Source organism: Caballeronia grimmiae (assembly GCF_000698555.1).
In the GTDB taxonomy this organism is placed as follows: domain Bacteria; phylum Pseudomonadota; class Gammaproteobacteria; order Burkholderiales; family Burkholderiaceae; genus Caballeronia; species Caballeronia grimmiae.
Genome location: NZ_JFHE01000047.1, coordinates 1 through 24,113, shown reverse-complemented (window position 1 = coordinate 24,113; position 24,113 = coordinate 1). Strand labels below are relative to the sequence as shown.

Here is a 24,113-nt window from a genome sequence, read left to right as displayed (position 1 = left end):
GGGGCTTTTTGCGTTTTACGCGGCGTTGAAACGCATTCAGGCGATGCGCTTCGCCAGTTCGACCGCCTTGCCGATATACGTCGCCGGCGTCATGTCGAGCAGCAACTGTTTTGCTTCGGCCGGAATCGCCAGGCCATTGATGAACGACTGCAGCGCATCACGCGTGATGCCCTTGCCGCGCGTCAGTTCCTTCAATTGCTCGTACGGATTCTCGATGCCATAACGGCGCATCACCGTCTGAACCGGCTCGGCGAGCACTTCCCAGCAATTGTCGAGATCTTCGTTCAGACGCGCCGCGTTCACTTCCAGCTTGTCCAGACCGCGGATCAGCGCGTCGTAGGCGAGCAGCGAATAGCCGAACGCCACGCCGATGTTGCGCAGCACGGTCGAGTCCGTCAGATCGCGCTGCCAGCGCGAAATCGGCAGCTTGTCGGCGAGGTGGCGCAGCGTCGCGTTGGCGAGGCCGAGATTGCCTTCGGAGTTCTCGAAGTCGATCGGATTCACCTTGTGCGGCATCGTCGACGAGCCGATTTCTCCCGCCTTCGTGCGCTGCTTGAAGTAGCCAAGCGAAATGTAGCCCCATACGTCACGGTCGAGATCGAGCAGGATGGTGTTCGCACGCGCGACCGCATCGAACAGTTCGGCCATATAGTCGTGCGGCTCGATCTGAATCGTGTACGGATTGAACGTCAGCTTGAGCCGGTTTTCGACGACATCCTTCGAAAACGCTTCCCAGTCGAACTCCGGATACGCCGACAGATGCGCGTTGTAGTTGCCGACTGCGCCGTTCATCTTGCCGAGCAGCGGCACGTTCTCGACGCGCTCGATCGCTCGCGACAGACGCGCCGCGACGTTGGCGATTTCCTTGCCGAGCGTCGTCGGGCTGGCGGGCTGGCCGTGCGTGCGCGAAAGCATTGGCTGTTCGGCGTGCGTGTGCGCCAGCTTCACGAGGCGCGCGTGCACCGAGCGCAGCGCCGGCAGCATCACGTGTTCACGTGCGCCCGCGAGCATCAGTCCGTGCGACGTGTTGTTGATGTCTTCCGACGTGCACGCGAAATGGATGAATTCGCTCGCGCGCTCGAGTTCCGGCTGGCCCTTGACCGACTCCTTGAGCCAGTATTCGACCGCCTTCACGTCGTGGTTCGTCACGCGCTCGATATCCTTGATGCGCGCCGCGTCGTGCGCGGTGAAGCGCTCGGCCAGTGTCAGCAGGAACTGCTCGGACGCGTCGGAAAAGCGCGGCACTTCGGCGAAGCCCGCACGTGACAACGCGATCAGCCAGTGAATCTCCACCGTCACGCGATGGCGCATGAAAGCGGCTTCGGAGAGCCAGTCACGCAGTGCTTCGGTCTTGGCGGCGTAACGGCCGTCGAGCGGCGAAAGCGCGGTAAGCGCAAAGAGAGTATCGGGACGGGTATCGGACATGGTGGCGTGTCGGCTGCCGCTTGCGGCTAGGAGGAAAAGACGGAAGAACCGCGCATTTTACCATCGGATGCGTCCCATTCCGGGCCGCCTGCCCGTCAGCGTTGGCGCAGTTCCTGATCGAGCGCCTGAAGTTGCGCCGGCGTGCCGACGTTTTCCCAGCGGCCCGCGTAAAGCTCGCCGGTCGCGCGTCCCTCCGCGATGGTTTCGCGGTAGTAGGGCGTCAGCGCCCGTCGCGTGCCGGGCGCGAGATCGCGGAACATGCGCGTGTCGTACAGGCCGATGTTGCCGAACGTTAAGCGCGGCTCGCCGTCGAGCGCGAGTGCGCCGTCGATCAGCGCGAAATCGCCTCGCGGATGGAACGGCGGGTTCGGTACCATGACGAGGTGCATGCCTGGCAGTTCGTCCCGCGCGAGCGCGGTGGCGCGATCGCGCAGGGCGGTGTAATCGAAGTCGCAGAACACGTCGCCGCTGACGGCAATGAAGACGCCCGAGCCGAGCAACGGCAGCGCCTGCGCGATTCCGCCTGCCGTCTCCAGCGCCTCGGATTCCGGCGAATACCGCAGCTCGACGCCCCACGGCGAACCATCGCCGAGCGAGGCTTCGATCTTCTCGCCGAGCCAGGCGTGATTGATAACGATGGTCTCGATGCCCGCCGCCGCGAGCCGCTCGATCTGCCAGACGATGAGCGGCTTGCCGCCCGCTTCGAGCAGTGGCTTCGGACACGTATCGGTGAGCGGACGCATGCGTTCGCCGCGGCCGGCGGCGAAAATCATCGCCGTCTTGAGACAATGGGTCATGCGGTGACGAGGAATCAGAAGGTATAGCCGACGTCGACGGCGCGGCCATCGAGCGAATCGAGCAGGCGCGCCAACGGCCACAGCGGCGCATAGCGTTCGGCGACCTTGCGCGCATAGCCGATGAAACGCGGCAGGTCCGCCAGATAGCGGGGCTTGCCGTCGCGATAATGAATGCGCGCGAACAGCCCGATGATTTTGATGTGCCGCTGCAGGCCCATCCATTCGAGTTGCCGGTAGAACTCGCCGAAATCGGGATCGACGGGAAGGCCGGCTTTCTTCGCGCGCTCCCAGTAGTACGCGATACAGTCGAGCTGAAACTCCTCGTCCCAGCTGATAAACGCGTCGCGCACGAGCGAGGCCATGTCGTAGGTGATCGGCCCGTACACGGCGTCCTGGAAGTCGAGCACGCCGGGATTCGGTTCGCACACCATCAGGTTGCGCGGCATGAAGTCTCGCAGCATGAACGTCTGCGGCTGCGCGAGCGCGCTTTGCACGAGCAGCGTGAAGGTGTCGTCGAGCGTCTTGCGTTCGTCGGCGGTGACCTCACGGCCCAGATGGCGGCCGATAAACCACTCGGGCATCAACTCCATCTCGCGGCGCAGAAACGCTTCGTCGAACGGCGGCAGGACGCCTTCGCGCGCGGTCTGCTGGAAGCGGATCAGCGCGTCGATGGCCGCGCGCATCAGCGGCCGCGCATTCTTTTCGTCGAGTGCGGAAATATAAGTGGCCGTGCCGAGATCAGTGACGAGCATGAAGCCGGCGTCGAAATCGGCTTCGAGAATCTTCGGCACATGCACGCTGGCTGCTTCCAGCAGACTCGCGACCTGCACGAACTCGCGGCATTTTTCGGGCGGCGGCGCATCGACGGCGATCAGCGTATCGCCGTGCTCGCTTTGGCTCGCGAGCCGGAAATAACGGCGGAAACTGGCATCGGCGGAGGCGGGCGCGAGCGTGGCGGTATCGAGCCGGTAGCGGTCGGCGAAGGTTTGAAGCCAGGAACGGAGTTGATCGAGGCGGGTGTCGGCAGGAATGTGCGTCATAAATTCGAGAGGCAAAACATCTTGCCATATAATACCCCACGACTTTTTTAAGCGATCCTAGAGCTATCTGTTCGCGCCTGGCGCCAGGCGCCGACGACCGTGCCGCGTCAACGTTTCCCGAGTGTCGTCCCTGCATGGCCACGGACCGTCGAGTTCGATCACGGCATTGACGCGGGCGAAGCGCGGCCGCTCACTCGGCGGCATCGGGCGCGTGACGCGAAAGGAATCGAACCGCCACCCATACATGCCGCCACGACAGTTTCCCGTATCGAAGATCCAGGGCGATGCTCAGCCACGCAGGCGGCGGCTCGTCGCCGCGTTGCTGTCCGTACCGGGCATGATGCCCGCTCTCGCGCACGCACAGCTCGCCGGCCCCGCCGCCGACGCGCAGCCGCTCGACGGTCCGGGCAGCCTGCGTCTCGCGCCGCAATTGCTCGAGCGTCCGCTGAAAAGCGGCCAGCAGCCCACGACCTTTTTGCTCGGCGACAAGACCACCGGCACGTCCGACGAGGATATGGCCGCGAAAGGCTCGGCCGAAGTGCGCCGCTCGGTCACGGTCATCAAGGGCGACGCGCTTCATTACGATCAGGATACGGACATGGCCGATGCTTTCGGCAATGTCAGGCTGATCAATAACGGCGTGGCGTTCGTCGGGCCAGAAGCGCACCTGAAGGTCGGTTCCAACGAAGGGTTCATGACGAACCCGAAGTACCACTTCAACCTGACGGGCGGCTCGGGCAGCGCGGAACGCATCGACCTGATCGACAACGAGCGCGCGCGGGTGGATCACGGCACGTACACCGCCTGCCAGTGCGAGACGGACCCGTCGTGGTATATCAAGGGTTCGTCGTTCGATTTCGATACCGGTTCGGAAGAGGGCGTCGCCCATAACGGCGTGCTGTTCTTCCAGGGCGTGCCGGTGTTCGCGAGCCCGTGGCTGTCGTTTCCGCTGACGGGCGATCGCCGCAGCGGTCTCCTGCCGCCGACGTTCTCGGTCAGCTCGACGACCGGCTTCGAAGCGACGATCCCGTATTACTTCAACATCGCGCCGAACCGCGATCTCACCATCACGCCGCGCATCATGTCGCGGCGCGGCGTGCTGGGCGAGGCGAATTATCGTTATCTGTCGCCCACGTATTCCGGCTCGCTCACGATCGACTATCTGCCGAACGACCGCGAGACGCATACCAACCGCTATGCGATCTTCTGGCAGCACCGGCAGAACTTCGGTGGCGGTTTCGGCGGCTACGTGAACTACAACAAGGTCTCCGACGATCAATATCCGGAAGACCTCGGCAACGCGTCGAATCAGTTCCTGAACGGCACGCAACTGCTGTATCAGCAGGAAGCCGGGCTCACGTACAACAACGGCCCGTGGTCGGTGCTCGCACGCGAGCAACGCTGGCAGACACTGCAGCCGTCCATTCCGCCGTACGCGCGCGAGCCGCAGTTGAACGTGCAGTACAACAAGTACAACGTCGGCGGCTTCGATTACGGCGCGGAAGCGGATTTCACGCGTTTCACGATCACGCAGGAAGGCGCGACCGACGGTCAGCGCATGTATTTCAACCCGTACCTGAGCTACGGGATCAACGCGCCGGGCTACTTCTTCACGCCGAAGGTGCAGTGGCACTTTGCGTCGTACGACCTGAGCCACATCGCGACCGGGCCGGTTGCGGGGCAGCCGCTCACGCCGGCGAACCAGCCGAAGAACTTCACCGAATCGATTCCGACGCTCAGTCTCGACACCGGCCTCGTGTTCGACCGCTCGGTGCGGCTTTTCGGGCAGGACTACATCCAGACGCTGGAGCCGCGGCTCTACTACGTCTATACGCCGTATCGCAATCAGGACTTCGCGCCGATCTTCGATACCGCCGAAGCCGACTTCGGACTCGCCGAGATTTACACGCCGAATACCTTCGTCGGCAACGACCGGATCGCGGATGCGAACCGTCTGACCGCCGGCCTGACGACGCGCTTCATCAACCCGGCAACGGGCGACGAGCGTGCGCGTTTCGTGATTGCGCAGCAGTACTATTTCACGAGCCAGCGCGTCACGATTTCGCAGGATCAGCCGATCAACGAGGCCAAGCACTCCGACCTGATCGCCGGCGCGGCAATCAAGCTGGGAGCGGGTTTCGCCTCGGAAACGGCGTTCCAATATAATGTCGACAATAACCAGCTCGTGCGTTCGAGCATCGGCTTCGCATACAGCCCCGCCGCGCGCAAGGTGATCAACGTCGGCTACCGGTACACGCGCTCGAACCAGACCACGCTGGTCAACGAGCCGATCAACCAGCTTCTGGTCTCCGGCGAATGGCCGCTGACGAATCGGCTGTATGCCGTCGCGCGTGTCAATTATGATCTCGCAAGCCACCGTCTCGTCGACGGCCTCGTGGGCTTCCAGTACGATGCCGACTGCTGGGCGTTCGGCTTCGGCGCGCAGCGTTACGCGAACGGTGTGAATACGAGCGGTCAGCCTTCGTCCGGCACGCGCGTGCTTGCGCAGATCACGTTCAAGGGCTTGTCGAAGGTCGACAACGGTCTCGTCAGCGCGTTCCGCGCCAGCGTGCAGGGCTACCAGCCGCCGCCGCCGTCGGCTCCGCCGCTCGCTCGCTACAGCGACTACGAGTAAGGCCGGAAGCAGGCATTCTCTGACAGCATCCCCAATCGCCGCGAGCACACGCGCAAGGCACGAATGGGTCAAGTGTGGATTTGATGGAGTATCTGTGGCAAACATGAAACTGTTTCGATCGACGGCAATGGCCGCCGCCGCGCTGACCGCGGCGCTGATGGTGAGTTCGCCGGCCGGTGCGCAGGCATTGTCGAATCGCAATGTACAGATCGCGGATTCCGTCGTCGCGGTCGTCAATGACGGCGTGATTACGCAGCGCGAACTGGAAGAGCGCACGAGCCTGATCGCGCAGCGGCTCAAGCAGCAGAACGCGCCGGTCCCGCCCGTCGAACAGATGCGTCAGCAGGTGCTCGACCAGATGGTGCTCGAGCGCATCCAGTTGCAGCGGGCGAAGGAAGACGGCATCGTCATCGACGACGCCACCGTCAACCGCACGCTCCAGCGTCTCGCGCAGCAAAACCAGATGACGCTCGACGTCTATCGCTCGCGGATCGAGGCGCAGGGCGTGCCCTGGGCCGTGTTCATGCGCGACGCGCGCACGGAACTGACGCTTTCGAAGCTGCGCGAGAAGGAAGTCGACAGCAAGGTCACCGTGTCCGATGGCGAAGTGGCGAACTACATCGCCAGCCAGCGCGGGCCGGGCGCGCGCAACGCAAGCGATCTCCACCTCCAGCACATCATGTTCAAGCTGGCTGCGGACGCGCCGGAGTCGGATGTCGCCGCGGTCCAGAGCAAGGCCGACGCCGTGCTCAAGCAGGCGCAGGCGGGCGAAGACTTCGGCAAGCTGGCCAAGCAGAATTCGCAGGATACCGACGCCGCCAAGGGCGGCGATCTCGGTTTCCGCACGCCGGGCTCGTTGCCGGCCGGCATCGTCTCGGCGGTATCGACGCTGCGTCCGGGGCAGGTCGCGCCGACGCTGCTGCGCACCGACGGCGGCTTCGAAATCATCAAGCTCGTCGATCGCCGCGCGAGCCAGGGCACGGCAGCCGATGCGCCGAAGCTCGTGCAGACCCACGTGCGCCATATCCTGCTGCGCGTGTCGGACGGCATGTCGGAAGCGTCGGCGCGTCGAAAGCTGCTCGATATCAAGCAGCAGCTCGCGTCGGGCGGCGACTTCGCCAACTTCGCGCGGACGTATTCGCAGGACGGCTCGGCGTCGCAGGGCGGCGACCTCGGCTGGATCAGCCCGGGCGAAACGGTTCCCGAGTTCGAACGCGCGATGAACAGCCTGCAGGACGGCGCGGTCAGCGATCCGGTGCGCAGCGAGTACGGCTATCACCTGATTCAGGTGCTGAGCCGCCGCGAGGCCGAAGGGTCCGCGACACAACAGCTCGACATTGCGCGTCAGGCGATCGGCCAGCGCAAGGCTGAACAGGCGTACTCGGACTGGCTGCGTGAACTGCGCGACACCGCCTACGTGCAATACAAGGGCATCGCTGCGCAAGAGGCGCAACAGTAAGCCCGATGAACACCGCCGCTCATCCGGACGAAACCGCCGCCGTCACCGTCGCCATCACGACGGGCGAGCCGGCGGGCGTCGGTCCGGAACTGACGGCGGTGGCGCTTCGTGAAGCGCAATCGCGCTGGCCGTCGGTGCGCTTCGCGGTGCTCGGCGACCGCGCGCTGCTGGAAGCGCGGGCGGGCGCAGGCTGGCCCGCGAGCGGCGAGGCGGTGCGCATCGAACATCATGCGCTCGCGGCGCCGGCCGAAGCGGGCAAGCTCGATGCCGCCAACGGGCGCTACGTGCTCGGCTTGCTCGACGCCGCTATCGACGGCGCCGTTGCGGGCCGCTTCGACGCCATCGTCACCGCGCCGCTGCAAAAGAGCACGATCAACGATGCCGGCGTGCCCTTCACCGGTCACACCGAATACCTGGCGGAGCGCACGAACACGCCGCGCGTCGTGATGATGCTCGCGGGCACGGGCGAGCGCCCGCTGCGCGTCGCGCTTGCCACGACGCATCTGCCGCTCAAGGAAGTGTCCGCCGCGATCACCATCGACGGATTAGTCGATACGCTGCGCATCATCGACCATGATCTGCGCGCGCATTTCGGCCTGGCCGCGCCGCGCATCCTGGTCACCGGACTCAATCCGCACGCGGGGGAGAACGGCTATCTCGGTCGCGAGGAGATCGACGTCATCGCGCCGGCGCTCGAACGCGCCCGCGCCCTCGGCATCGATGCGCCCGGGCCGTATCCCGCCGACACGCTGTTTCAGCCGCGCTATCTGAAGAACGCCGATTGCGTGCTCGCCATGTATCACGATCAGGGCCTGCCCGTGCTGAAATACGCGACGTTCGGCGAAGGCATCAACGTGACGCTCGGTCTGCCGATCATTCGCACGTCGGTGGATCACGGCACCGCGCTCGATCTTGCCGGCACGGGGCGCGCCGACGCAGGCAGCATGATCGCCGCGATCGACGCCGCCGTCACGATGGCGCAGCACAAGCGCAACGCTTAAAGTCATAGCGGGCGACCGCATCTACCAGACACGTATGTCCACCAAACATCAGGGCCATCTCGCCCGCAAGCGCTTCGGCCAGAACTTTCTCGTCGATCAGGGCGTGATCGATTCCATCGTCGACGTCATCGCGCCGAAGCGCGGCGAGCGCATGGTCGAGATCGGGCCGGGCCTCGCCGCGCTGACCGAACCGCTGATCGCGCGCCTGTCCACGCCGGAGGCGCCGCTGCATGCGGTGGAACTGGACCGCGACCTGATCGGCCGGCTGGAGAAGCGCTTCGGCGACAAGCTCGTTGTGCATTCCGCCGATGCGCTCGACTTCGACTTCGGCGCGCTCGCGCTGGACGGCGACAAACCGACGCTGCGCATCGTCGGCAATCTGCCGTACAACATTTCGAGCCCGCTGCTGTTTCACCTGACGGCGTTTGCGCCGAAAGTCATCGATCAGCACTTCATGCTTCAGGACGAAGTCGTCGAGCGCATGATCGCGGAGCCGGCGACCAAAGATTACGGGCGCTTGTCGGTGATGCTGCAATACCGCTACGTGATGGACAAGCTGATCGACGTGCCGCCCGAATCGTTCAATCCGCCGCCGAAAGTGAACTCCGCGATCGTCCGCATGATTCCGTTCGCGCCGCATGAACTGCCGGCCGTGAACGACGCCGTGCTGAGCGATGTCGTCAAGGCTGCGTTCGCGCAGCGCCGCAAGGTGCTGCGCAACAATCTTGCCGCGTATCGCGACAGAATCGACTTCGACGCGCTCGGCTTCGATCTCGCGCGCCGCGCCGAAGAAGTGCCGGTTGCGGAGTTCGTTGCGCTTGCGCAGGCCGTGGAGCGTGCATAGACGCGCTCATCGCGGCCGCCCGGCGCGGGAGGCATCGGCGAGCCGGGTCATCAGCCGGTCCAGCCGCATGCGCTGATTGCGCAGCAAGCCATGCGTCGCGCTGACCTGCTGCAGGCGCGTGCGCCAATACGTCTGGCCGAACAGCGAATTCGCGCCTTCCGCCGACAGGACGCGTTCCAGATGAACGATCGCGGCATCGACGTTATGCGTGGTGTAGGGACTTGTCATCGGTAGACCTCGCTCTCGTGTTGATGTTCGATGATTGTCCGTTCGAGCCGGGACACATCGTGTCTCTTACCGATGCCGGATCGTTCGCGCGACCGGGACGCGAAGTGTCTACTTCACGTGCAAGCATCGACGTCCGGATGCGTCAAGCGCGACACCAACACTCAAGAGGAAGACAACGCGATGCGCTTCATCCACGCGGCCGACATTCATCTCGACAGCCCGCTGCACGGCCTGTCCGCCTACGCCGACGCGCCCGCCGACATGCTGCGCAACGCGACGCGCGAGGCGTTCTCGAAGCTCGTGTCGATCGCCATCGACGAGCAGGTCGACTTCATGATCATTGCCGGCGATCTCTACGACGGCACCTGGCGCGATCACAACACCGGCATCTTCTTCTGCAAGGAGATGGGCAAGTTGCGCCGGGCGAACATTCCCGTCTACGTGCTTTACGGCAACCACGACGCCGAAAGCGAGATGACGAGCCAGCTTCAATTGCCCGACAACGTCCACACGTTTTCGACGAGGAAGCCGCAGACTTATCGCATCGACGCGCTCAAGGTCGCGCTGCACGGTCACAGCTTCAAGGACAAGGCGGTCACGGCCAATCTCGCGACCGCGTATCCGTCGCCGGTCGACGGCTATTTCAATATCGGCGTGCTGCATACGGCGCTCGAAGGATCGTCGGCGCATGCGAACTACGCGCCGTGCACCGTCGCCGAACTGCATGCCCGCGAATATCACTATTGGGCGCTCGGCCACGTGCATGAATTCGCAATGTGGGATGAAGTGTCGACGATCGTGTTTCCGGGAAACCTGCAAGGGCGCAACATCCGCGAGACGGGAAGGCGCGGCGCGGTGATCGTCAACGTGTCGGAGTCGGACGAAGTGAGCGTCGAGCGGCTTTTCATCGACGTGTTGCGCTGGGAATCCGTCACCGTCGATGCAGCCGGCCTCGCCACGCTCGATGAAGTCGCGCGCGCGGCCGGACGTGCGCTCGAAGCGCTGATCGAACAAGCCGAGCGGCCCGTGCCGCACGCGGTGCGCGTGACGGTCACCGGCGCGACGAAGGCGCACGGCGAACTCTTCGCAAACGCGACGCAACTGCGCGCCGAAGTGCTCGCGCAGATTGCGGCGATCAGCCATGACTCACTGTGGCTGGAAAAAGTAAAAGTAACGACGCAGCCGATTGCGCGCGACCTCGCGGCATCGAGGCTTGACGGCGCCGCCGATGCGCTCGCGGATCTCCACGGCCTGCTGATCGAAGCCGAATCCGGTCCCGAATTTCTCGCGTTGCTGAAAGAGCGGCTCATCACCCTGGCATCGCAGGCGCCGGCTGAATTGCAGAAGTCTGTGCCGGAACTCGAGTACGTGCGCGACGGCGACCTGTCGAAGCTCGTAAGCGAAGTGCGCTCCGGTCTGATCGCGCAACTTGCGGACGCGGAGTGACGCATGCGGATCAGTCAGCTCGATCTCATCCGCTACGGCAAATTCACCGATCATGCCGTCGAGTTTCCGTCGGCGGAACAGGACTTTCACTTCGTCGTCGGCCCCAACGAAGCCGGTAAATCGACGATCAAAACCGCCATTTCCGAACTGTTGTTCGGCATGCCGCATAGCTCGCCGCTCGCGTTCCGGCACCCGCAAAGCGATCTGCGGGTGGGCGGCAAGCTGCAGAAGGACGGCGCGGGCATCGCGTTCCATCGCACCAAGAGCCGCAAGTCGCCGCTCGTCACGCCCAATGGCGACGCGCTCACCGCCGACGCGCTCGCACCGTTCCTCGGCACCGCTGACAAGAGCTTCTTCGAGCAGATGTATTGCCTCGATCACGAGACGTTGATTCAGGGAAGCAAGAGCATTCTCGATGCATCGAGCGATGTCGGGCAGGTGCTGTTTCAATCGGCTGCTGGTATTGCGAGCCTCGGCGAGGTGCGCCAGCGTCTTGCCGACGAAGCGAAGGAAATCTGGACGAAGCATCGGGCGAGCGGGCGCACGTACTACGTCGGCTTGAAGCAATACGAAGAGGCCACCGCCGAACTCAAGACCGCGAGCGTGCGGACTGCACAGTGGCGTCGCGCGCACGGCGCGGTCGAGGACGTGCAGGAGCGCAGCCGCGAGCAGGAAGCGCGTCGCGCGGAACTGGAAGCGAAGCGGGCGCGGTTCGAACGCATCCGGCGCGTCGCGCCTTATCTGAACGTCTGGCGCGAGAAGTCGGCGGAACTGAACGAACTCGACGATACCGCCGATCTCCCCGTCAACGCCGAAGCCACGCTGCAGAACGCGCTGACACGGCTTGCTTCGGCGCAAACCGCGCTCGATCTGCACGCGAACGACGTCGGGCAACTGAAGAAGGAACTCGGCGAGATTCGCATCGACCAGACGCTGCTCGCAGTCGAAGCGGACATTCGCGCGCTCGAAGCGACGCGACACCAGTGCGCGAATCACGCCGACGAAATCACGCGGCTCGAGCAGGACGTCGCTGCGCGTCTGCGGCAGATCGCGCAGGACTGCGCGCAACTCGGCTGGCCGCAGGACGAAGCCGGCGCGCGCCGATCGCTGCCGGGGCCGCTCGCGTTGCAGACCGTGTCGAGTCTCATGCTCGAACGCGGTGAACTCGAACTCGCCGCGCGTCATGCACAGCAGGCGGTGGAGGAGGGCATCGCGGAAATCGCTGCGCTCGAAGCGCGCCTCGCGGCCATCGCGAGCGCCGACGTCGCGCCCGGCTTGCGTGCCGCCGTGCGTGCCGCGCAGAAGGTTCGCGATACTGACGCGACGCAGCGCCGTCTCGACGATGCCCGCCGCGAGGCCGAATACGCGCTGCAAGCGGGGCTGGCATCGCTCGGCAAGTGGACGCGCCCACTCGTCGAATTGCGGGCGATGACCTTGCCGGCAGTCGAACGCATCGCGTCGATGCGCGACGAGCGGCAGGCGCTGGCGTCGCGCGTCGCGTTGGCCGTCGATCGCCTGAAGGAAGCGCAAGACGCCCTCGACGCCACGCGAACCGAACTCGGCGACTTCGTGGAGACGCATCGGGTCGTGACCGGCGATGAAGTGCGCGATGCGCGCAATGCACGCGACGCGGCATGGCAAGCAATTCGTTCGGGCGAAGTGACGCTCTCGACCGGCGCGACGCCTTTCGAAACCACGATGCGCGCGGCGGACGAGTTCGCCGACCGTCAGCTCGGCTCGGTCGGACAGTCGACGCAGCTTGCCGCTTTGAAGCGCCGCGTGGCGGCGGACGAGCAGACCGTCGAGCGCCGCCGGCAAGCGGAACGCGACGCAACGGCTGCGCTGGAAAACTTAGACGCATCGTGGCGCGCGCTCGCCGCGCAGTCGCAAATTGCGGACATGGCGCTCGACGACGTTCCATCGTGGTTCGTGCGCCGCGAACAGGCGCTCGCGGCGTCGCAAACGCTGGACAAGCACAGCGCCGAGCTTGCCCGCGAATCCGCCGATGCCGCCGCGCACCGCGACGACCTTGCGCGCCATCTGGGCGATGCGGGCGTCGCCGTCGATACGTCCGCGCGTCTCGACACGCTATGCGACATCGCGGAAACGCACATCGGCGAAATCGATGCGGCGATGCTCACGCGTCGTCATGTCAGCGCGCAACTGGACACGGCGCGCGCCGAAAGCGTCGCGCGGCAAGCCACGGCTAAGTCCGCGAACGAAGCGTTCGCGCGCTGGCAAGGCGGGTGGGCAGCCGCAGTCGGGAAGGCGGGCGTCGCGGTTGCGGCGGATTCGCAGTCGGCGGCGGAGACGGCCATCGGCATCGTGAAGAGAATCGGCGAGCAGCTCGTGCAGGTGGATGCGATCCGCAGCGGCCAGATCGACGTGATGCGCGCGTCGCTCGCGGCGTTGGCATCGAATGCGGCGCGGCTGGCGGGGCTGGTCGATAGCGAACTCGCCACGCTGGAAGCGAACGGGGTGTCGCTCGAATTGTCGACGCGCCTCGAAAGCGCGTGCGGGGCGCGCGCTGAAGCCGAGCGTCTCACGAAGGCACTCGCGGCGGCGAACGGGCACATGAGCGCGGCGAAAGCCGCTGTCGAGGACGCGCGCGCGAGCCTTCGACCGCTCTACGAACTCGCGGGCGTCGACACGCCGGATCAACTCGCGGCGCGCATCGCGAAGTCGACGCGCAAGCGCGAACTGATCGCAGCCGTCAACGACGCGCGCGATGCGTTCATCAAAGGCGGCGACGGGCTGACGCTCGATGCGCTCATCGCAGACGTGGAGGGCGCGGACATCGCCAGCGTGGAGGCGGAGCTTTCATTGATCGGCGGGGCGCTGAACGAGTCGGTGCACGCTTCGACGGAACTCGCCGCCGAACTTGCCGCCGCGAACCGCGAACTGGCCGCCATTTCCGGCGAGGCCAACGCCGCACGCGCGGAGGCGAAGCGTCAGGAAGCCTTGTCCGCGATGGCCGATGCAGCCGAAGCTTCGTCAAGGTCGAGACGGCATCGACGTTGCTGAAATGGGCCATCGACCGATATCGCGAACGCCGCCAGGGCCCGATGCTTTCGCGTGCGAGCGCCATTTTCTGCGAGCTGACGCTGGGCACGTTCTCGCGGCTCGTCGTCGATTACGATCGCCAGCCGATGGCGCTGGCCGCGGTGCGCGCGGCGAGCGGCGAGCATGTGGAGATCGGCGGCATGAGCGAGGGCACGCGCGACCAGTTGTATCTCGCGCTGCGCCTCGCGGCGCTGGAAGAGCACGGCGAGAAGGCATCGGCGCTGCCGTTCGTCGCGGACGATCTCTTCATCAATTTCGACGATGCCCGCGCCCGCGCCGGCCTGCGCGTGCTTGCGCATCTCGCGAAGCGCACGCAGGTGATTTTCCTGAGCCACCACGATCATCTCGTCGGCATGGTGCGCGACGTGTTCGGGCCGCAGGTCAACGTGCGCTACATGAGCTGATCGAGACGCAGCAGCGTCTCCTTCGCGCCGCCCGCAATGCCGACGCCCACGCCCGGCGCAATCCCATGCTCGCGCGGATTGATGCGGATCACGCGCGGGCCGTGTCGCTCGCTGAAGCGTCTGACGGTCGGCAGCGCGCGGCCCGCGCCCATCTCCACGACCACCAGCCGCTCGACGCCCTGAAGCCAGGCGGCGAGCCTGCGCTCCTGACGCGCGGCGTGCGTGTCGAGCCAGTTCCAGTCGCCGAACATGAGGATATTCGGACGCGCGATGCGCCCGCAACGCGGACACATCGGCAGCGCGTTGACGAGTTCGCAGCGCGTTTCGTCGACGACCGGATCAAAGCCGTCGGCGGCCCAGATATCGCCGGTGCAGGGCTCGATGCATTGCATCGCGTGAATCGAGCCGTGGCATTCCGCGACGCGCTCGGGCGCGAAGCCCGCGCGCTGGAACTGGCCGTCGACATTGCTGGTGAAGACGAATGCGCCATGGGCCATCCGCGCGGCCCAACGATGAAGCAGGCGAAAGCCGTCATGCGGCTGCGTCGCACGATACAGCGCCAGGCGATGCCCGTAGAAGCCCCACGCGAGCCGCGGATGCCGCGTGAAACCCGCTGGATTGGCCATCTCCTCGAACGAGAATCCGTGATGCCGCAGCGCCGGGTAAGCGCGCCAGAAGCCCTCAGGCCCGCGAAAATCCGGCAGGCCCGAATCAACGCCCATGCCCGCGCCGGCGGTGATGAGCAGGCCATCGGCGTCGCGCAGCCACGCTGCGGCTTGAAGGATGCTCGTCGGCGTTTCGTCGCTCATGCGCGGGCGTCCTCGTGCGCGGCATAGCGCTTCGCGAGCTTCGAATAATCGTCGGCGAACTCGTCGCGCAGCGAGCGGGGCGCGAGAATTTCGACGCCCGCGCCGAGCGCGCGCAGCCACCATCGCAGCTTGAGACTGGGCGTTACCGTGCCGGTCACTTTCATGCGGCCATCGGGGAGCGTGTCGATTTGCTGATCCTTCGACATCGGCGATTCGCGCAACTGATTGCCCGCGCTTCCTTCAAATGCCAGTTCCAGGCGCACGGGCGGCTCGGGCAGGAAGTCGAACGCCTGCTGCGTTTCGATGTACTTGCGCAGCTTGAAGTCTTCGGGATACGTGAACGGCTCGCCGGACTCCGTCACCGAACGAATGCGGTCCAGCCGATACAGCGCGCGCGCCGCTTCCTTTTCGCCTTGTTCGATGCGCGGGGCGCGGCCCGGGTCCTGCGCGACCATGTACATCACGCCCGCCGATTCGACGAGCGCGAGCGGCCAGAGCCGCCTCGTCTTCTGATCGGCGCTTCCTTCGCCCTTGTAGGCAGGACGATACTGCACGAGCAGTTCGCGCTCGAAGAACGTCGCGGTGGCGACGGTGTTGAAGATGTCGGGACGCAGCTTCGGGCGAATCAGCGTGAAGGCGCCATCGACGGAATCGATCTTGTCCGCCCACGCGCGATAGATGCGGCTATCCGCCTTCTCCTGCGACAGCCGCGCTTCGGCCGCCTGAAAGAGCGGGTCGATGTCCTTGGTCACTGCGTTCGGCAGCTTGTTGCCGGCAAAGCGCTGAAGGATGTGAAACGCGACGGCTTCCGACGCGCTCATCAGCCCGACGCCTTCCTGCAGCCCATGCAGCCACGGCTTGCGCTGCCAGAGCAGTTCGCGGCCGTTGATCGTCGAAATGACGCGCGATTCGGCTTCGAGCGCAGTGAGATGGCGCTGCACTTTCTTCGTGTATCCGACGCGATGCCCGCGCTCCTCGAGCCGCCTGCGCACTTCGGGCGTCGGCAGCCAGGCGACGGCGTCGCGCTCGGTCGGCAGCACGCGGAGAATGGCTTCGTCGAGGCTGGAGGTCATGGGGAATCGAGCGGAAAAGACATGGCTCGATTATAGGAAGGACAGGGACAGATTGTGTCCCGATGCCGGAGGGGAATGGTCCGGAGGACTATGTTTCGCGCGGCAGGAAAACGTAGAACGGCGCGGAAAAAGAAAAAGGGCTACGCGATTGCGTAGCCCTTTTTGATTCTTTGGTAGGCCGTACGGGATTCGAACCTGTGACCAACGGATTAAAAGTCCGCTGCTCTACCAGCTGAGCTAACGACCCGAAAGAGGCGAAATTATAATCGGCGATTTCCGATGCTGTCAACCGGTCTCGCCGATTCCCGATAAGAGAATCGCCCGAGGCCTGCAAGCCTGCGGGCGTCCTCATCGAGAGGCGCGAAAGCCGAAGCTTCGCTTACTTCACTTGCGACATCTTCGTTTGCGCAGACTGCGCGACCTCGGTGCCCGAATACTGCGAGATGATCTGTTGAAGCGTCTGCTTCGCAGCCGCTTTCTGGCCCTGCTCGATCTGGTTATTCGCGATCGCAAGCAGCGCTTCAGGCGCTCGCGGATGCGTCGGATACGTCTTCACCAGGTTCTGCCAGATTGCGGTCGATCCCTTGTAGTCGCGCTGCGCATACAACGCATTGCCGAGCCAATATTGCGCGGTCGGCTGATACGGGCTCTGCGGGTACTTCGACACGAACGTCTTGAACGACGCCGCGGCGCTCTTGTAGTCACCGTTACGGAACTGAGTCGACGCCGCGTTGAACGCTTCCGTCTCGCCGGGCTCGACCGAACCCGTCACGCCGTCGACCGTCTGCTGCTGCGGCTCGAATTTCTTCATGCGCGCATCGAGATCGGCGTAATAGTCCTTCTGCTGCTTCTGCAGCGTCGCGACCTGATTCGCCAGATCCTCGTTCTGACCGCGAAGCGTGGCGACCTGCTGATTCAACTGATCGATACGGTTCGACTGATCGAGGATCGTGCGCTGCGCCGCCGACAACTGATTGCCGAGGCCATCGGTCTTCGTGCGCAGATCGAGCACGGCCTTGCGCGCTTCGTTGTCGTCGAAGACACCGGCGTGCGCGGGCACGCCCGCCATCACCGCACCGACGACGCACGCGGCTGCGGTCATCCGCAGCAAAGGAAAGCGATACAACATAGGGCGACTCACCCGTGACTGGTTACGTGACTGAGAGTGTTGCTGTTACTGCTGGTAGACGAGGTCCGCACGGCGGTTCTGTGCGTACGACGACTCGTCGTGGCCCGTCGCCATCGGCTTTTCCTTGCCGAGGCTTACGGCTTCCATTTGCGAATCCGCGACGCCCATCAGCGACATGGCGCGACGCACGGCTTCCGCACGCTTCTGGCCCAGCGCGAGGTTGTACTCGCTCGTGCCGCGTTCGTCGGTGTTGCCCTGAATCAGGACGTGACGCTCCGGATGGCCCTTCAAGTACGACGAGTGTTGCTGCAGCAGCGGCTGATAGTCGTCCTTCACGGCATAGCTGTCGAAGTCGAAATAGATGCTGCGCTTCGCGAGCGGGCTGTTCGGATCGTTCAGCGGGTCGACATTGACCGTCTGGACGTCACGCGGGTTCGGCTGCGCCGTGCCCGCACCCTTGTTCGCGCCTTCATCGAGCTTTACACCCGAATGACACGCCGCCAATGCGCCGACCATCGCAACTGCCAGGCCGATACGAAGTTTCGACATCATGGTACCTCTCCTTGTGTTGTAGCTGAACGTTGTAAGTGAAACGTTGTTGCAGGACTTATTGCATGAACGGACCCCAGGACGGCTCGCGCACCGCACCGCCCTGTACGGACAAGACTTGCCGCGTGCGACCATCGGTCGACACGGCTGCCAACACGCCACGTCCGTTCACTTGGGTGGCGTAGAGGATGTACTGACCATTCGCCGCGAAGCTCGGCGATTCGTCATGCGTCGTGTCGGTGAGGCCCGTCGCCGTGCCGGACGCGAGGTCCTGCAAATACAGCTTGAAGCCGCCGCCAGTGCGCGAAATGTACGCGAGTTGCTTGCCGTCCGGACTCACGCGCGGGCTCGTGTTGTAGCTTCCCGCAAACGTGACTCGCTGGGCCGCGCCGGCGTTTTCCCCCGCCGCCGGCATCTTGTAGACCTGCGGTTGGCCGCCGCGGTCGCTCGTGAAATAGATGGAACTGCCATCGGGCGAGTAGGCCGGCTCGGTATCGATGGAACTGCCCTGTGTGAGACGGCGCAGGCCCGAGCCGTCCGCGTTGACTTCGAAAATCTGCGTATTGCCCGTGCGCGACAGCGCGACCGCGAGCTTGCGGCCATCCGGCGACCACGCCGGCGCACTGTTGTTGCCCTTCTGATTCGATACGACCACGCGGCGCCCCGTCGGCAGATCGTGGATGTAGACGACCGGCTTCTTGCGCTCGAACGATACGTAGGCGACCTTCGTGCCGTCAGGCGACCACGCCGGCGAGATGATCGGTTCGGGGCTGGAGAGGGCGATCTTCGCGTCCTGGCCGTCCGAATCCGAAATCTGCAACTGATAACGTCCGCCCGTCTGAATCACGTACGACAGACGCGTCGCGAACACGCCGCGGCCGCCGAGCAGCTTGGCGTAAATGTAGTCCGCGATCTTGTGCGCGCTCATGCGCAGGCCGCTTTCCGCGCTGACGAGCGAAAGGCCGCCGAGGTTCTGCTGCTTGACCGTGTCATAGAGGCGGAAGCGCACTTCGTACTGTCCGTTCGACAGACGCGTGACGCTGCCGGACACGAACGCGTCCGCGCCCTTGGCTTTCCATGCGCCGAGATCGACGGAGTCGCTCTCCGAAACCGGCGTGCCGCCCGCGTCGATGTTCGTGAACTTGCCGCTTCTTTGCAGGTCCTGACGAATGATCGCGCTGACTTGCTGCGGCGAGTTCGCCTCGTTCGCGAAATTGGCCGTCGCGATCGGGAACTGAGTCGAACCGACGCCGGTGACGAGCACGTTCAACTGGGCGTGTGCGGCAGTGCCGGCTGCGATCAGGCAGGATGCGACCAGCGTTCTGAGGCCAAGCTTCGTCATCAAACTCATGCTGTATAGGTTCCGAAAAAAAGCGTTTTCAAGTGTCTGGGGAATGCAGAACAGACCCCCGGTTGCACGATTCGTTCCCACGTGGCGACGCGGCTCGCGGCCGTCATCAGCCTCCGGCCGGCCGCAGCGTGATCGTGAAACGATCGGGCGCCTTGCCGTCGATGTCGACCGGCATCGGGTCCGAACTCTGCACCGCGCGTAGCGCCGCGTTGTCCCACTGCTCGTTGCCGCTCGAGCGAGTAATCGAAGCCGAAAGCAAGGTGCCGGATGGCGAGCAGCGCACTGCCACCACGGTTTCGAGGCCAGCGGTTTCGCCGCCCCAACGGATGTTCGGCCGCACGCGCCGCTGCACCTTCTCCGCATAGCCCGGCGACGTGGCGTTGCCGCCTGCGCCGCGACCGGTGCCGCTCTTCGCGAGCCCTTCGCCGCTCGTGCCCGTGCCGCCGCCCAACTGTCCTTGCAATTGCGCGAGGCGAGCCTTGCGCTCCTGATCGACCTTCGCTTTCGCTTCGGCATCGGCCTTTGCCTTTGCGGCGGCCTTTGCCTTGGCTTCGGCATCCGCCTTCGCCTTGGCTTGCGCGTCGGCCTTTGCTTTCGCCTCTTTGGCTTCCTTCTGTTCCTTCAACTGCTCGGCCTTTTGCGCTTCGGCCTCGTCCTGGCGTTCCTTGTCCTGTTTCGCCTTTTGCTGTTGCTGTTGTTGCTGTTGCTTTTGAAGATCGGCCTGACGCTGCTTCTCGATCTGCTTCTGCTTGTCCTGCATCGCCTTCTGCGCGGCAGCGGCCGCGGCGGCCTGAGCGGCGAGTTGCTGCTGACGCCTGGCCTCGGCTTCGTCGCGCGCCTCTTGCTGACGGCGCTGCTCGGCGAGCTGCGCGTCACGCGCGGCGGCTTCCTGTTGCTTGCGCTTCTTTTCCTGCAACGCGATGTCCGCGTCCTCGTCCTTCGCGGGCGGCGGCGCGGGCTGCACTTTCACCGGCGCAGGCGCAGGCGGCGGGGGAACCGGGCGCGGAGTCGGCGCGGACATGTCCGGTATATCGGTCCAAATTTCTGCTTCTGCACCCGCCGGCGTGTTGTTCTGCCAGTTGATGCCGTGATAAAGCAGCCAGCCGAGCAGCAGATGCATGACCGCCGCGAGCGCAAACGCCTTGCCCGTGCCGCGCTCGCGAGGCGGGCGAACCGGCCGCGCGGAACGTGGACGCGTCTGCTGAGGCGGACTGGTGCGACGATCGATCATTGCGATTTGACGAGCAATCCGACGCGCTTCACGCCGCGCGCCTTCATATCGGACATGACGTTCATGACGGCTTCGTATCTCACCGTCTTGTCAGCCGCGATCACGACCGGCTGATCCGGATGCAGCTCCTGCCGGTTGAGCACGAAGGTGTTCAGATCGGCCATCGTCATCTTCTGCTCTTGCGTTGCGCCGCCTTCTTCCTTGTAGCGGATGTTCATGCTGCCGTCGGCCTTGATGTTGATGACGAGCGGCGGCTGTTGCTCCTGCGGCTGCGCGTTGCCGACGGTCGGCAGATTGATGATCGACGGCGATACGAGCGGCGCGGTCACCATGAAGATGACGAGCAGCACGAGCATCACGTCGATGTATGGCACGACGTTGATGTCGGCCATCGCGCGGCGTGAACCGCCGCGCATGCTGGAACGAATCGGGCCTGCCATTGCGGCCTCCTGTTAGTGCGCCTGGCGCTGCAAGATGTTCGAGAACTCTTCGATGAAGGTCTCGAAGCGGATCGCGAGGCGATCGATGTCATGCGCGTAGCGGTTGTACGCAACGACCGCCGGAATCGCGGCGAACAGGCCGATCGCGGTGGCGACGAGCGCCTCGGCGATACCCGGCGCGACGTTCGCGAGTGTCGCCTGCTGCACGTTGGCGAGACCGCGGAACGAATTCATGATGCCCCACACCGTGCCAAAGAGACCGATGTACGGGCTGACCGAGCCGACCGACGCGAGAAACGCGAGATTGGCTTCGAGCACGTCCATTTCGCGCTGGAACGCGGCGCGCATCGCGCGTCGGGAGCCGTCGAGGATCGCGCCCGGATCGGTGATGCGGCGTTCCTTGCCTTTCAGAAACTCGCGCATGCCGGATTCAAAGATACGCTCGAGCGCACCGATGGTGTGGCGATTGTTCGCCGCGCTTTGATAGAGCGCCTGAAGGTCGCCGCCGGACCAGAAATCGCGTTCGAAGCGCTCGGTTTGCGCGCGCGCCCGGCGAATGGCAAACCATTTGCGGAAAATGAAAGTCCACGAAAGCAGCGATAAGAGCAGCAACAACGCCATCACGGCTTGAGCGAGGACGCTCGCGTGTACGACGAGTGAAATGATCGACAAGTCTTGTGTATTGTTCATAGAGGTCTGCTGTTGCGTCCCGGGAAACGCGTCCGGTCAGAAGCGCATCACGCTTTCGTAAATCAGAAGTGAGTAAAACGGAAGCCGCATTGCGGCCGGCTCGTTTTCGATTGTCTTAACCTGGCTAAACACGGCTCGATCCGCATTCGGGCGGCAACGGCTGTCCGGCGATCGCGATGTTCGCATGCGGACCGCGTTTCAGTCCTTCGAGCACCGGTTCGGGAATGCCGGCGGGCCGCATCGACGCACGATTCACCGAAGCCACGCGGATATCGCCGGTCGCAAGCAGCACGCCATCGCGCCACGCTTCCTGATGAAAGTCCACCGATGCGCGTCCGAGCCGCTCGATACGGCTCGCCACGCGGATCACATCGTCGAGACGCGCGGGCGCCGAATAATCGACGGACGTCCGCTTTACGACGAACACGACGCCATCCGATTCGGCGAGACGCTGCTGGTCGATTCCGCACGCGCGCAGCCATTCCGTGCGCGCCCGCTCGAAGAACTTCAGGTAGTTCGCGTAGAACACGATGCCGCCGGCGTCGGTGTCCTCGTAATACACGCGAATTGGCCATTCGAAAATCAACGGATCGCTCACCTTTGCGCCATCCTGCTCGCGCCCGGGCAAATCGGCCCGGTATGGCTTGCTTTGTGACAAATATTCATCGGCGGCATTTTACCGGAACCCGCTGCGCGCCCGCCAAATCATCAGGCAATGTGGCGCTTCAGCCGCGGTGAATTTGCAACGGTCCGAACGTTTGCGCGACCGGCATCAGTTCGATTGCGTTGATATTCACGTGCGCGGGGCGCGTGGCGATCCAGTAGATGGAGTCCGCGATATCTTCGGCCGTGAGCGGTTGCACGTCCTTGTACACGGCCGCCGCTTTATCGTCGTCGCCCTTGAACCGTACATTCGAGAACTCGGTGCCGCCGCACAGGCCCGGCTCGATATCGGTCACGCGCAGCGCCGTGCCAGCGAGGTCGGCGCGCAGGTTGAGGCTGAACTGCCGCACGAACGCTTTAGTCGCGCCATAGACATTGCCGCCCGGATACGGATACGTCGCCGCGACCGATCCGATGTTGAACACGTGCCCGCGATTGCGTTCGACCATGCCCGGCAGGACGGCGTGCGTGACCGCGACGAGGCCGGCGCAGTTCGTATCGATCATGTTCTGCCAGTCATCGAGCTTCGCACGCTGCGCCGGCTCGAGACCCAGCGCGAGGCCCGCGTTGTTCACCAGCACGTCGATGCGTGCGAACGCCTCCGGCAGCGACGCCACGGCGTTTCTGACGGCGTCGCCGTCGCGTACGTCGAGCTCGATGGGCAGCACTGCATCGCCCAGTTCTTCAGACAACGCAACGAGCCGCTCTTTGCGCCGCGCCGCCGCGATCACGCGATGGCCGCCTTTGACGAATGTGCGCGCGATGGCAGCGCCGAAGCCGGCGGACGCGCCGGTGACGAAGACGATCATGGTCGAACTCCGGTTCGATAGGAGCGATAGACAGGACCGGGCCGCGTGGGGACACGCGTCCGGCAACGGCGCAAAGGGTACTTCCATTGATGCGGCGCGGCAAGTAATCGTGGGTGCGAACGATCGTGCTTTCGCCTCGGGCAGGAGGGCTTCGGAGCCGCATGACCATTGGTCCGGCGGCCGGTTGCCTAAAGCCCGGCCGCCCATTAAACTACAACGCTCAAACCCCGCGTGACTGGCGATAGAATCTTCGGATTCAAGGTGGAACGACCCACTAGGAAGCGCGGAGCGTCGTTTTGCCGTTCGCCTGGGCAGCTGAGATCCGCGCGCCGTCGCTGCGTTGCCGGAGGCTGTCCGTTCCGCGAAACCGGAGTCTTCCCCCTTCCGTCGCGTCATGGCACAACCGGTGTCCAGCGTCTTCCGCGTTCGCGTGAAGGGCGCTCCTTCATGCGCGGTCCAGTCAACCTGTTCTGATTTCACGGAAAACGTATGTTCGACAGAGCCGAAAGTACCCTTGCCAAGGTCGATCCCGAATTGCTCAAGGCGATCGAGCAGGAAAACCGCCGTCAGGAAGATCACATCGAACTGATCGCGTCGGAAAACTACACTTCGCCCGCCGTAATGGCCGCGCAGGGTTCGCAACTCACGAACAAGTACGCCGAAGGCTATCCCGGCAAGCGCTATTACGGCGGTTGTGAGTACGTGGATATCGTCGAGCAGCTTGCGATCGATCGCGTCAAGCAACTCTTCGGCGCCGAAGCCGCGAACGTGCAGCCGAACTCCGGCTCGCAGGCCAACCAGGGCGTGTTCTTCGCGATGCTCAAGCCGGGCGACATGATCATGGGCATGAGCCTCGCCGAAGGCGGCCACCTCACGCACGGCTCGCCGGTCAACATGTCGGGCAAGTGGTTCAACGTAGTGAGCTACGGCCTGAACGAAGCCGAAGACATCGATTACGACAAGACCGAAGCGCTCGCCAAGGAGCACAAGCCGAAACTGATCGTCGCGGGCGCGTCGGCGTTTGCGC

The 24,113-nt window shown here is 64.3% G+C and carries 22 protein-coding genes, 1 tRNA gene and 1 riboswitch; of the genes, 8 read left to right on the top strand and 15 right to left on the bottom strand.

The window, feature by feature from the left end:
* Window positions 1–36 precede the first annotated feature (36 nt).
* The 3 genes from purB to BG57_RS27260 form a co-directional block, all read right to left on the bottom strand.
* Window positions 37–1,425, bottom strand: a complete 1,389-nt coding sequence (gene purB, locus BG57_RS27270; RefSeq protein WP_035969995.1) for an adenylosuccinate lyase — start codon at window positions 1,423–1,425, stop codon at window positions 37–39.
* A gap of 95 nt (window positions 1,426–1,520) precedes the next feature.
* On the bottom strand, window positions 1,521–2,222 hold the full coding sequence (gene murU / locus BG57_RS27265) for an N-acetylmuramate alpha-1-phosphate uridylyltransferase MurU (protein ID WP_035969994.1): 702 nt from the start codon (window positions 2,220–2,222) through the stop codon (window positions 1,521–1,523).
* A 14-nt stretch (window positions 2,223–2,236) separates the two neighbouring features.
* A complete protein-coding gene (locus BG57_RS27260) occupies window positions 2,237–3,262 on the bottom strand; it encodes an aminoglycoside phosphotransferase family protein (protein WP_035969993.1) in 1,026 nt (341 codons plus the stop codon).
* A gap of 244 nt (window positions 3,263–3,506) precedes the next feature.
* Between BG57_RS27260 and BG57_RS27255 the strand changes: the two genes are divergently transcribed.
* The 4 genes from BG57_RS27255 (at window position 3,507) to rsmA (ending at window position 9,201) form a co-directional block, all read left to right on the top strand.
* On the top strand, window positions 3,507–5,897 hold the full coding sequence (locus tag BG57_RS27255) for an LPS-assembly protein LptD (RefSeq protein WP_035970002.1): 2,391 nt from the start codon (window positions 3,507–3,509) through the stop codon (window positions 5,895–5,897).
* 103 nt (window positions 5,898–6,000) lie between these two features.
* Window positions 6,001–7,356, top strand: coding sequence for a peptidylprolyl isomerase (locus tag BG57_RS27250; RefSeq protein ID WP_081851006.1), 1,356 nt, complete (start codon window positions 6,001–6,003; stop codon window positions 7,354–7,356).
* Window positions 7,357–7,361: 5 nt separating this feature from the next.
* Entirely contained in the window at window positions 7,362–8,357 is a 996-nt protein-coding gene (pdxA, locus tag BG57_RS27245; RefSeq protein WP_035969990.1) for a 4-hydroxythreonine-4-phosphate dehydrogenase PdxA, read from the top strand.
* Window positions 8,358–8,391: 34 nt separating this feature from the next.
* Window positions 8,392–9,201 carry a 16S rRNA (adenine(1518)-N(6)/adenine(1519)-N(6))-dimethyltransferase RsmA gene (gene rsmA / locus BG57_RS27240; protein WP_035969989.1) on the top strand — a complete coding sequence of 270 codons (810 nt, stop codon included), beginning with the start codon at window positions 8,392–8,394 and terminating at the stop codon, window positions 9,199–9,201.
* A 6-nt stretch (window positions 9,202–9,207) separates the two neighbouring features.
* On the opposite strand, the gene BG57_RS27235 is transcribed toward rsmA, so the two are convergent.
* Window positions 9,208–9,429 carry a hypothetical protein gene (locus BG57_RS27235; protein ID WP_035969988.1) on the bottom strand — a complete coding sequence of 74 codons (222 nt, stop codon included), beginning with the start codon at window positions 9,427–9,429 and terminating at the stop codon, window positions 9,208–9,210.
* A gap of 180 nt (window positions 9,430–9,609) precedes the next feature.
* Here BG57_RS27235 and BG57_RS27230 point away from each other — a divergent pair, with 180 nt between their 5' ends.
* Genes BG57_RS27230 through BG57_RS33970 form a run of 3 tightly spaced genes read left to right on the top strand, consistent with a single transcriptional unit; the run spans window position 9,610 to window position 14,342 of the window.
* On the top strand, window positions 9,610–10,875 hold the full coding sequence (locus BG57_RS27230) for a metallophosphoesterase family protein (RefSeq protein ID WP_035970001.1): 1,266 nt from the start codon (window positions 9,610–9,612) through the stop codon (window positions 10,873–10,875).
* Between the two features lie 3 nt (window positions 10,876–10,878).
* Window positions 10,879–13,899 (top strand): YhaN family protein, encoded by a 3,021-nt coding sequence (locus BG57_RS27225; RefSeq protein ID WP_229754073.1) that lies wholly within the window; start codon window positions 10,879–10,881, stop codon window positions 13,897–13,899.
* Window positions 13,893–14,342, top strand: a complete 450-nt coding sequence (locus tag BG57_RS33970) for an ATP-binding protein (protein WP_229754074.1) — start codon at window positions 13,893–13,895, stop codon at window positions 14,340–14,342. The genes BG57_RS27225 and BG57_RS33970 overlap by 7 nt, the downstream gene beginning before the upstream one ends.
* On the opposite strand, the gene BG57_RS27220 is transcribed toward BG57_RS33970, so the two are convergent.
* The 11 genes from BG57_RS27220 to BG57_RS27170 form a co-directional block, all read right to left on the bottom strand.
* On the bottom strand, window positions 14,330–15,151 hold the full coding sequence (locus tag BG57_RS27220) for an SIR2 family NAD-dependent protein deacylase (RefSeq protein ID WP_035969987.1): 822 nt from the start codon (window positions 15,149–15,151) through the stop codon (window positions 14,330–14,332). The genes BG57_RS33970 and BG57_RS27220 overlap by 13 nt on opposite strands.
* The gene (locus tag BG57_RS27215) at window positions 15,148–16,224 is read right to left on the bottom strand and encodes a helix-turn-helix transcriptional regulator (RefSeq protein ID WP_035969986.1); all 1,077 of its coding nucleotides are present in this window, start codon (window positions 16,222–16,224) and stop codon (window positions 15,148–15,150) included. The genes BG57_RS27220 and BG57_RS27215 overlap by 4 nt, the downstream gene beginning before the upstream one ends.
* A 171-nt stretch (window positions 16,225–16,395) precedes the next feature.
* Window positions 16,396–16,471, bottom strand: a tRNA-Lys gene (locus BG57_RS27210).
* A gap of 132 nt (window positions 16,472–16,603) precedes the next feature.
* A complete protein-coding gene (gene ybgF, locus BG57_RS27205; RefSeq protein ID WP_035969984.1) occupies window positions 16,604–17,353 on the bottom strand; it encodes a tol-pal system protein YbgF in 750 nt (249 codons plus the stop codon).
* Window positions 17,354–17,398: 45 nt separating this feature from the next.
* Window positions 17,399–17,905, bottom strand: a complete 507-nt coding sequence (pal, locus tag BG57_RS27200; protein ID WP_035969982.1) for a peptidoglycan-associated lipoprotein Pal — start codon at window positions 17,903–17,905, stop codon at window positions 17,399–17,401.
* A gap of 55 nt (window positions 17,906–17,960) precedes the next feature.
* Window positions 17,961–19,253, bottom strand: coding sequence for a Tol-Pal system beta propeller repeat protein TolB (tolB, locus tag BG57_RS27195; RefSeq protein WP_035969980.1), 1,293 nt, complete (start codon window positions 19,251–19,253; stop codon window positions 17,961–17,963).
* A 106-nt stretch (window positions 19,254–19,359) separates the two neighbouring features.
* Window positions 19,360–20,484 (bottom strand): cell envelope integrity protein TolA, encoded by a 1,125-nt coding sequence (gene tolA, locus BG57_RS27190; protein ID WP_035969979.1) that lies wholly within the window; start codon window positions 20,482–20,484, stop codon window positions 19,360–19,362.
* Entirely contained in the window at window positions 20,481–20,924 is a 444-nt protein-coding gene (gene tolR / locus BG57_RS27185) for a protein TolR (RefSeq protein ID WP_035969978.1), read from the bottom strand. Before tolR ends, tolA begins: the two co-directional genes overlap by 4 nt.
* Before the next feature lie 12 nt (window positions 20,925–20,936).
* Window positions 20,937–21,614, bottom strand: a complete 678-nt coding sequence (tolQ, locus tag BG57_RS27180; protein ID WP_035969977.1) for a protein TolQ — start codon at window positions 21,612–21,614, stop codon at window positions 20,937–20,939.
* Between the two features lie 124 nt (window positions 21,615–21,738).
* Window positions 21,739–22,212, bottom strand: a complete 474-nt coding sequence (ybgC, locus tag BG57_RS27175) for a tol-pal system-associated acyl-CoA thioesterase (protein WP_052006040.1) — start codon at window positions 22,210–22,212, stop codon at window positions 21,739–21,741.
* A 127-nt stretch (window positions 22,213–22,339) separates the two neighbouring features.
* Window positions 22,340–23,086 (bottom strand): SDR family NAD(P)-dependent oxidoreductase, encoded by a 747-nt coding sequence (locus BG57_RS27170; RefSeq protein ID WP_035969976.1) that lies wholly within the window; start codon window positions 23,084–23,086, stop codon window positions 22,340–22,342.
* A gap of 221 nt (window positions 23,087–23,307) precedes the next feature.
* A riboswitch (ZMP/ZTP riboswitch) is annotated at window positions 23,308–23,406 on the top strand.
* 169 nt (window positions 23,407–23,575) lie between these two features.
* Between BG57_RS27170 and BG57_RS27165 the strand changes: the two genes are divergently transcribed.
* Window positions 23,576–24,113: PLP-dependent aminotransferase family protein (locus BG57_RS27165; RefSeq protein ID WP_035969975.1), on the top strand; the 538-nt coding region annotated here is incomplete at its 3' end.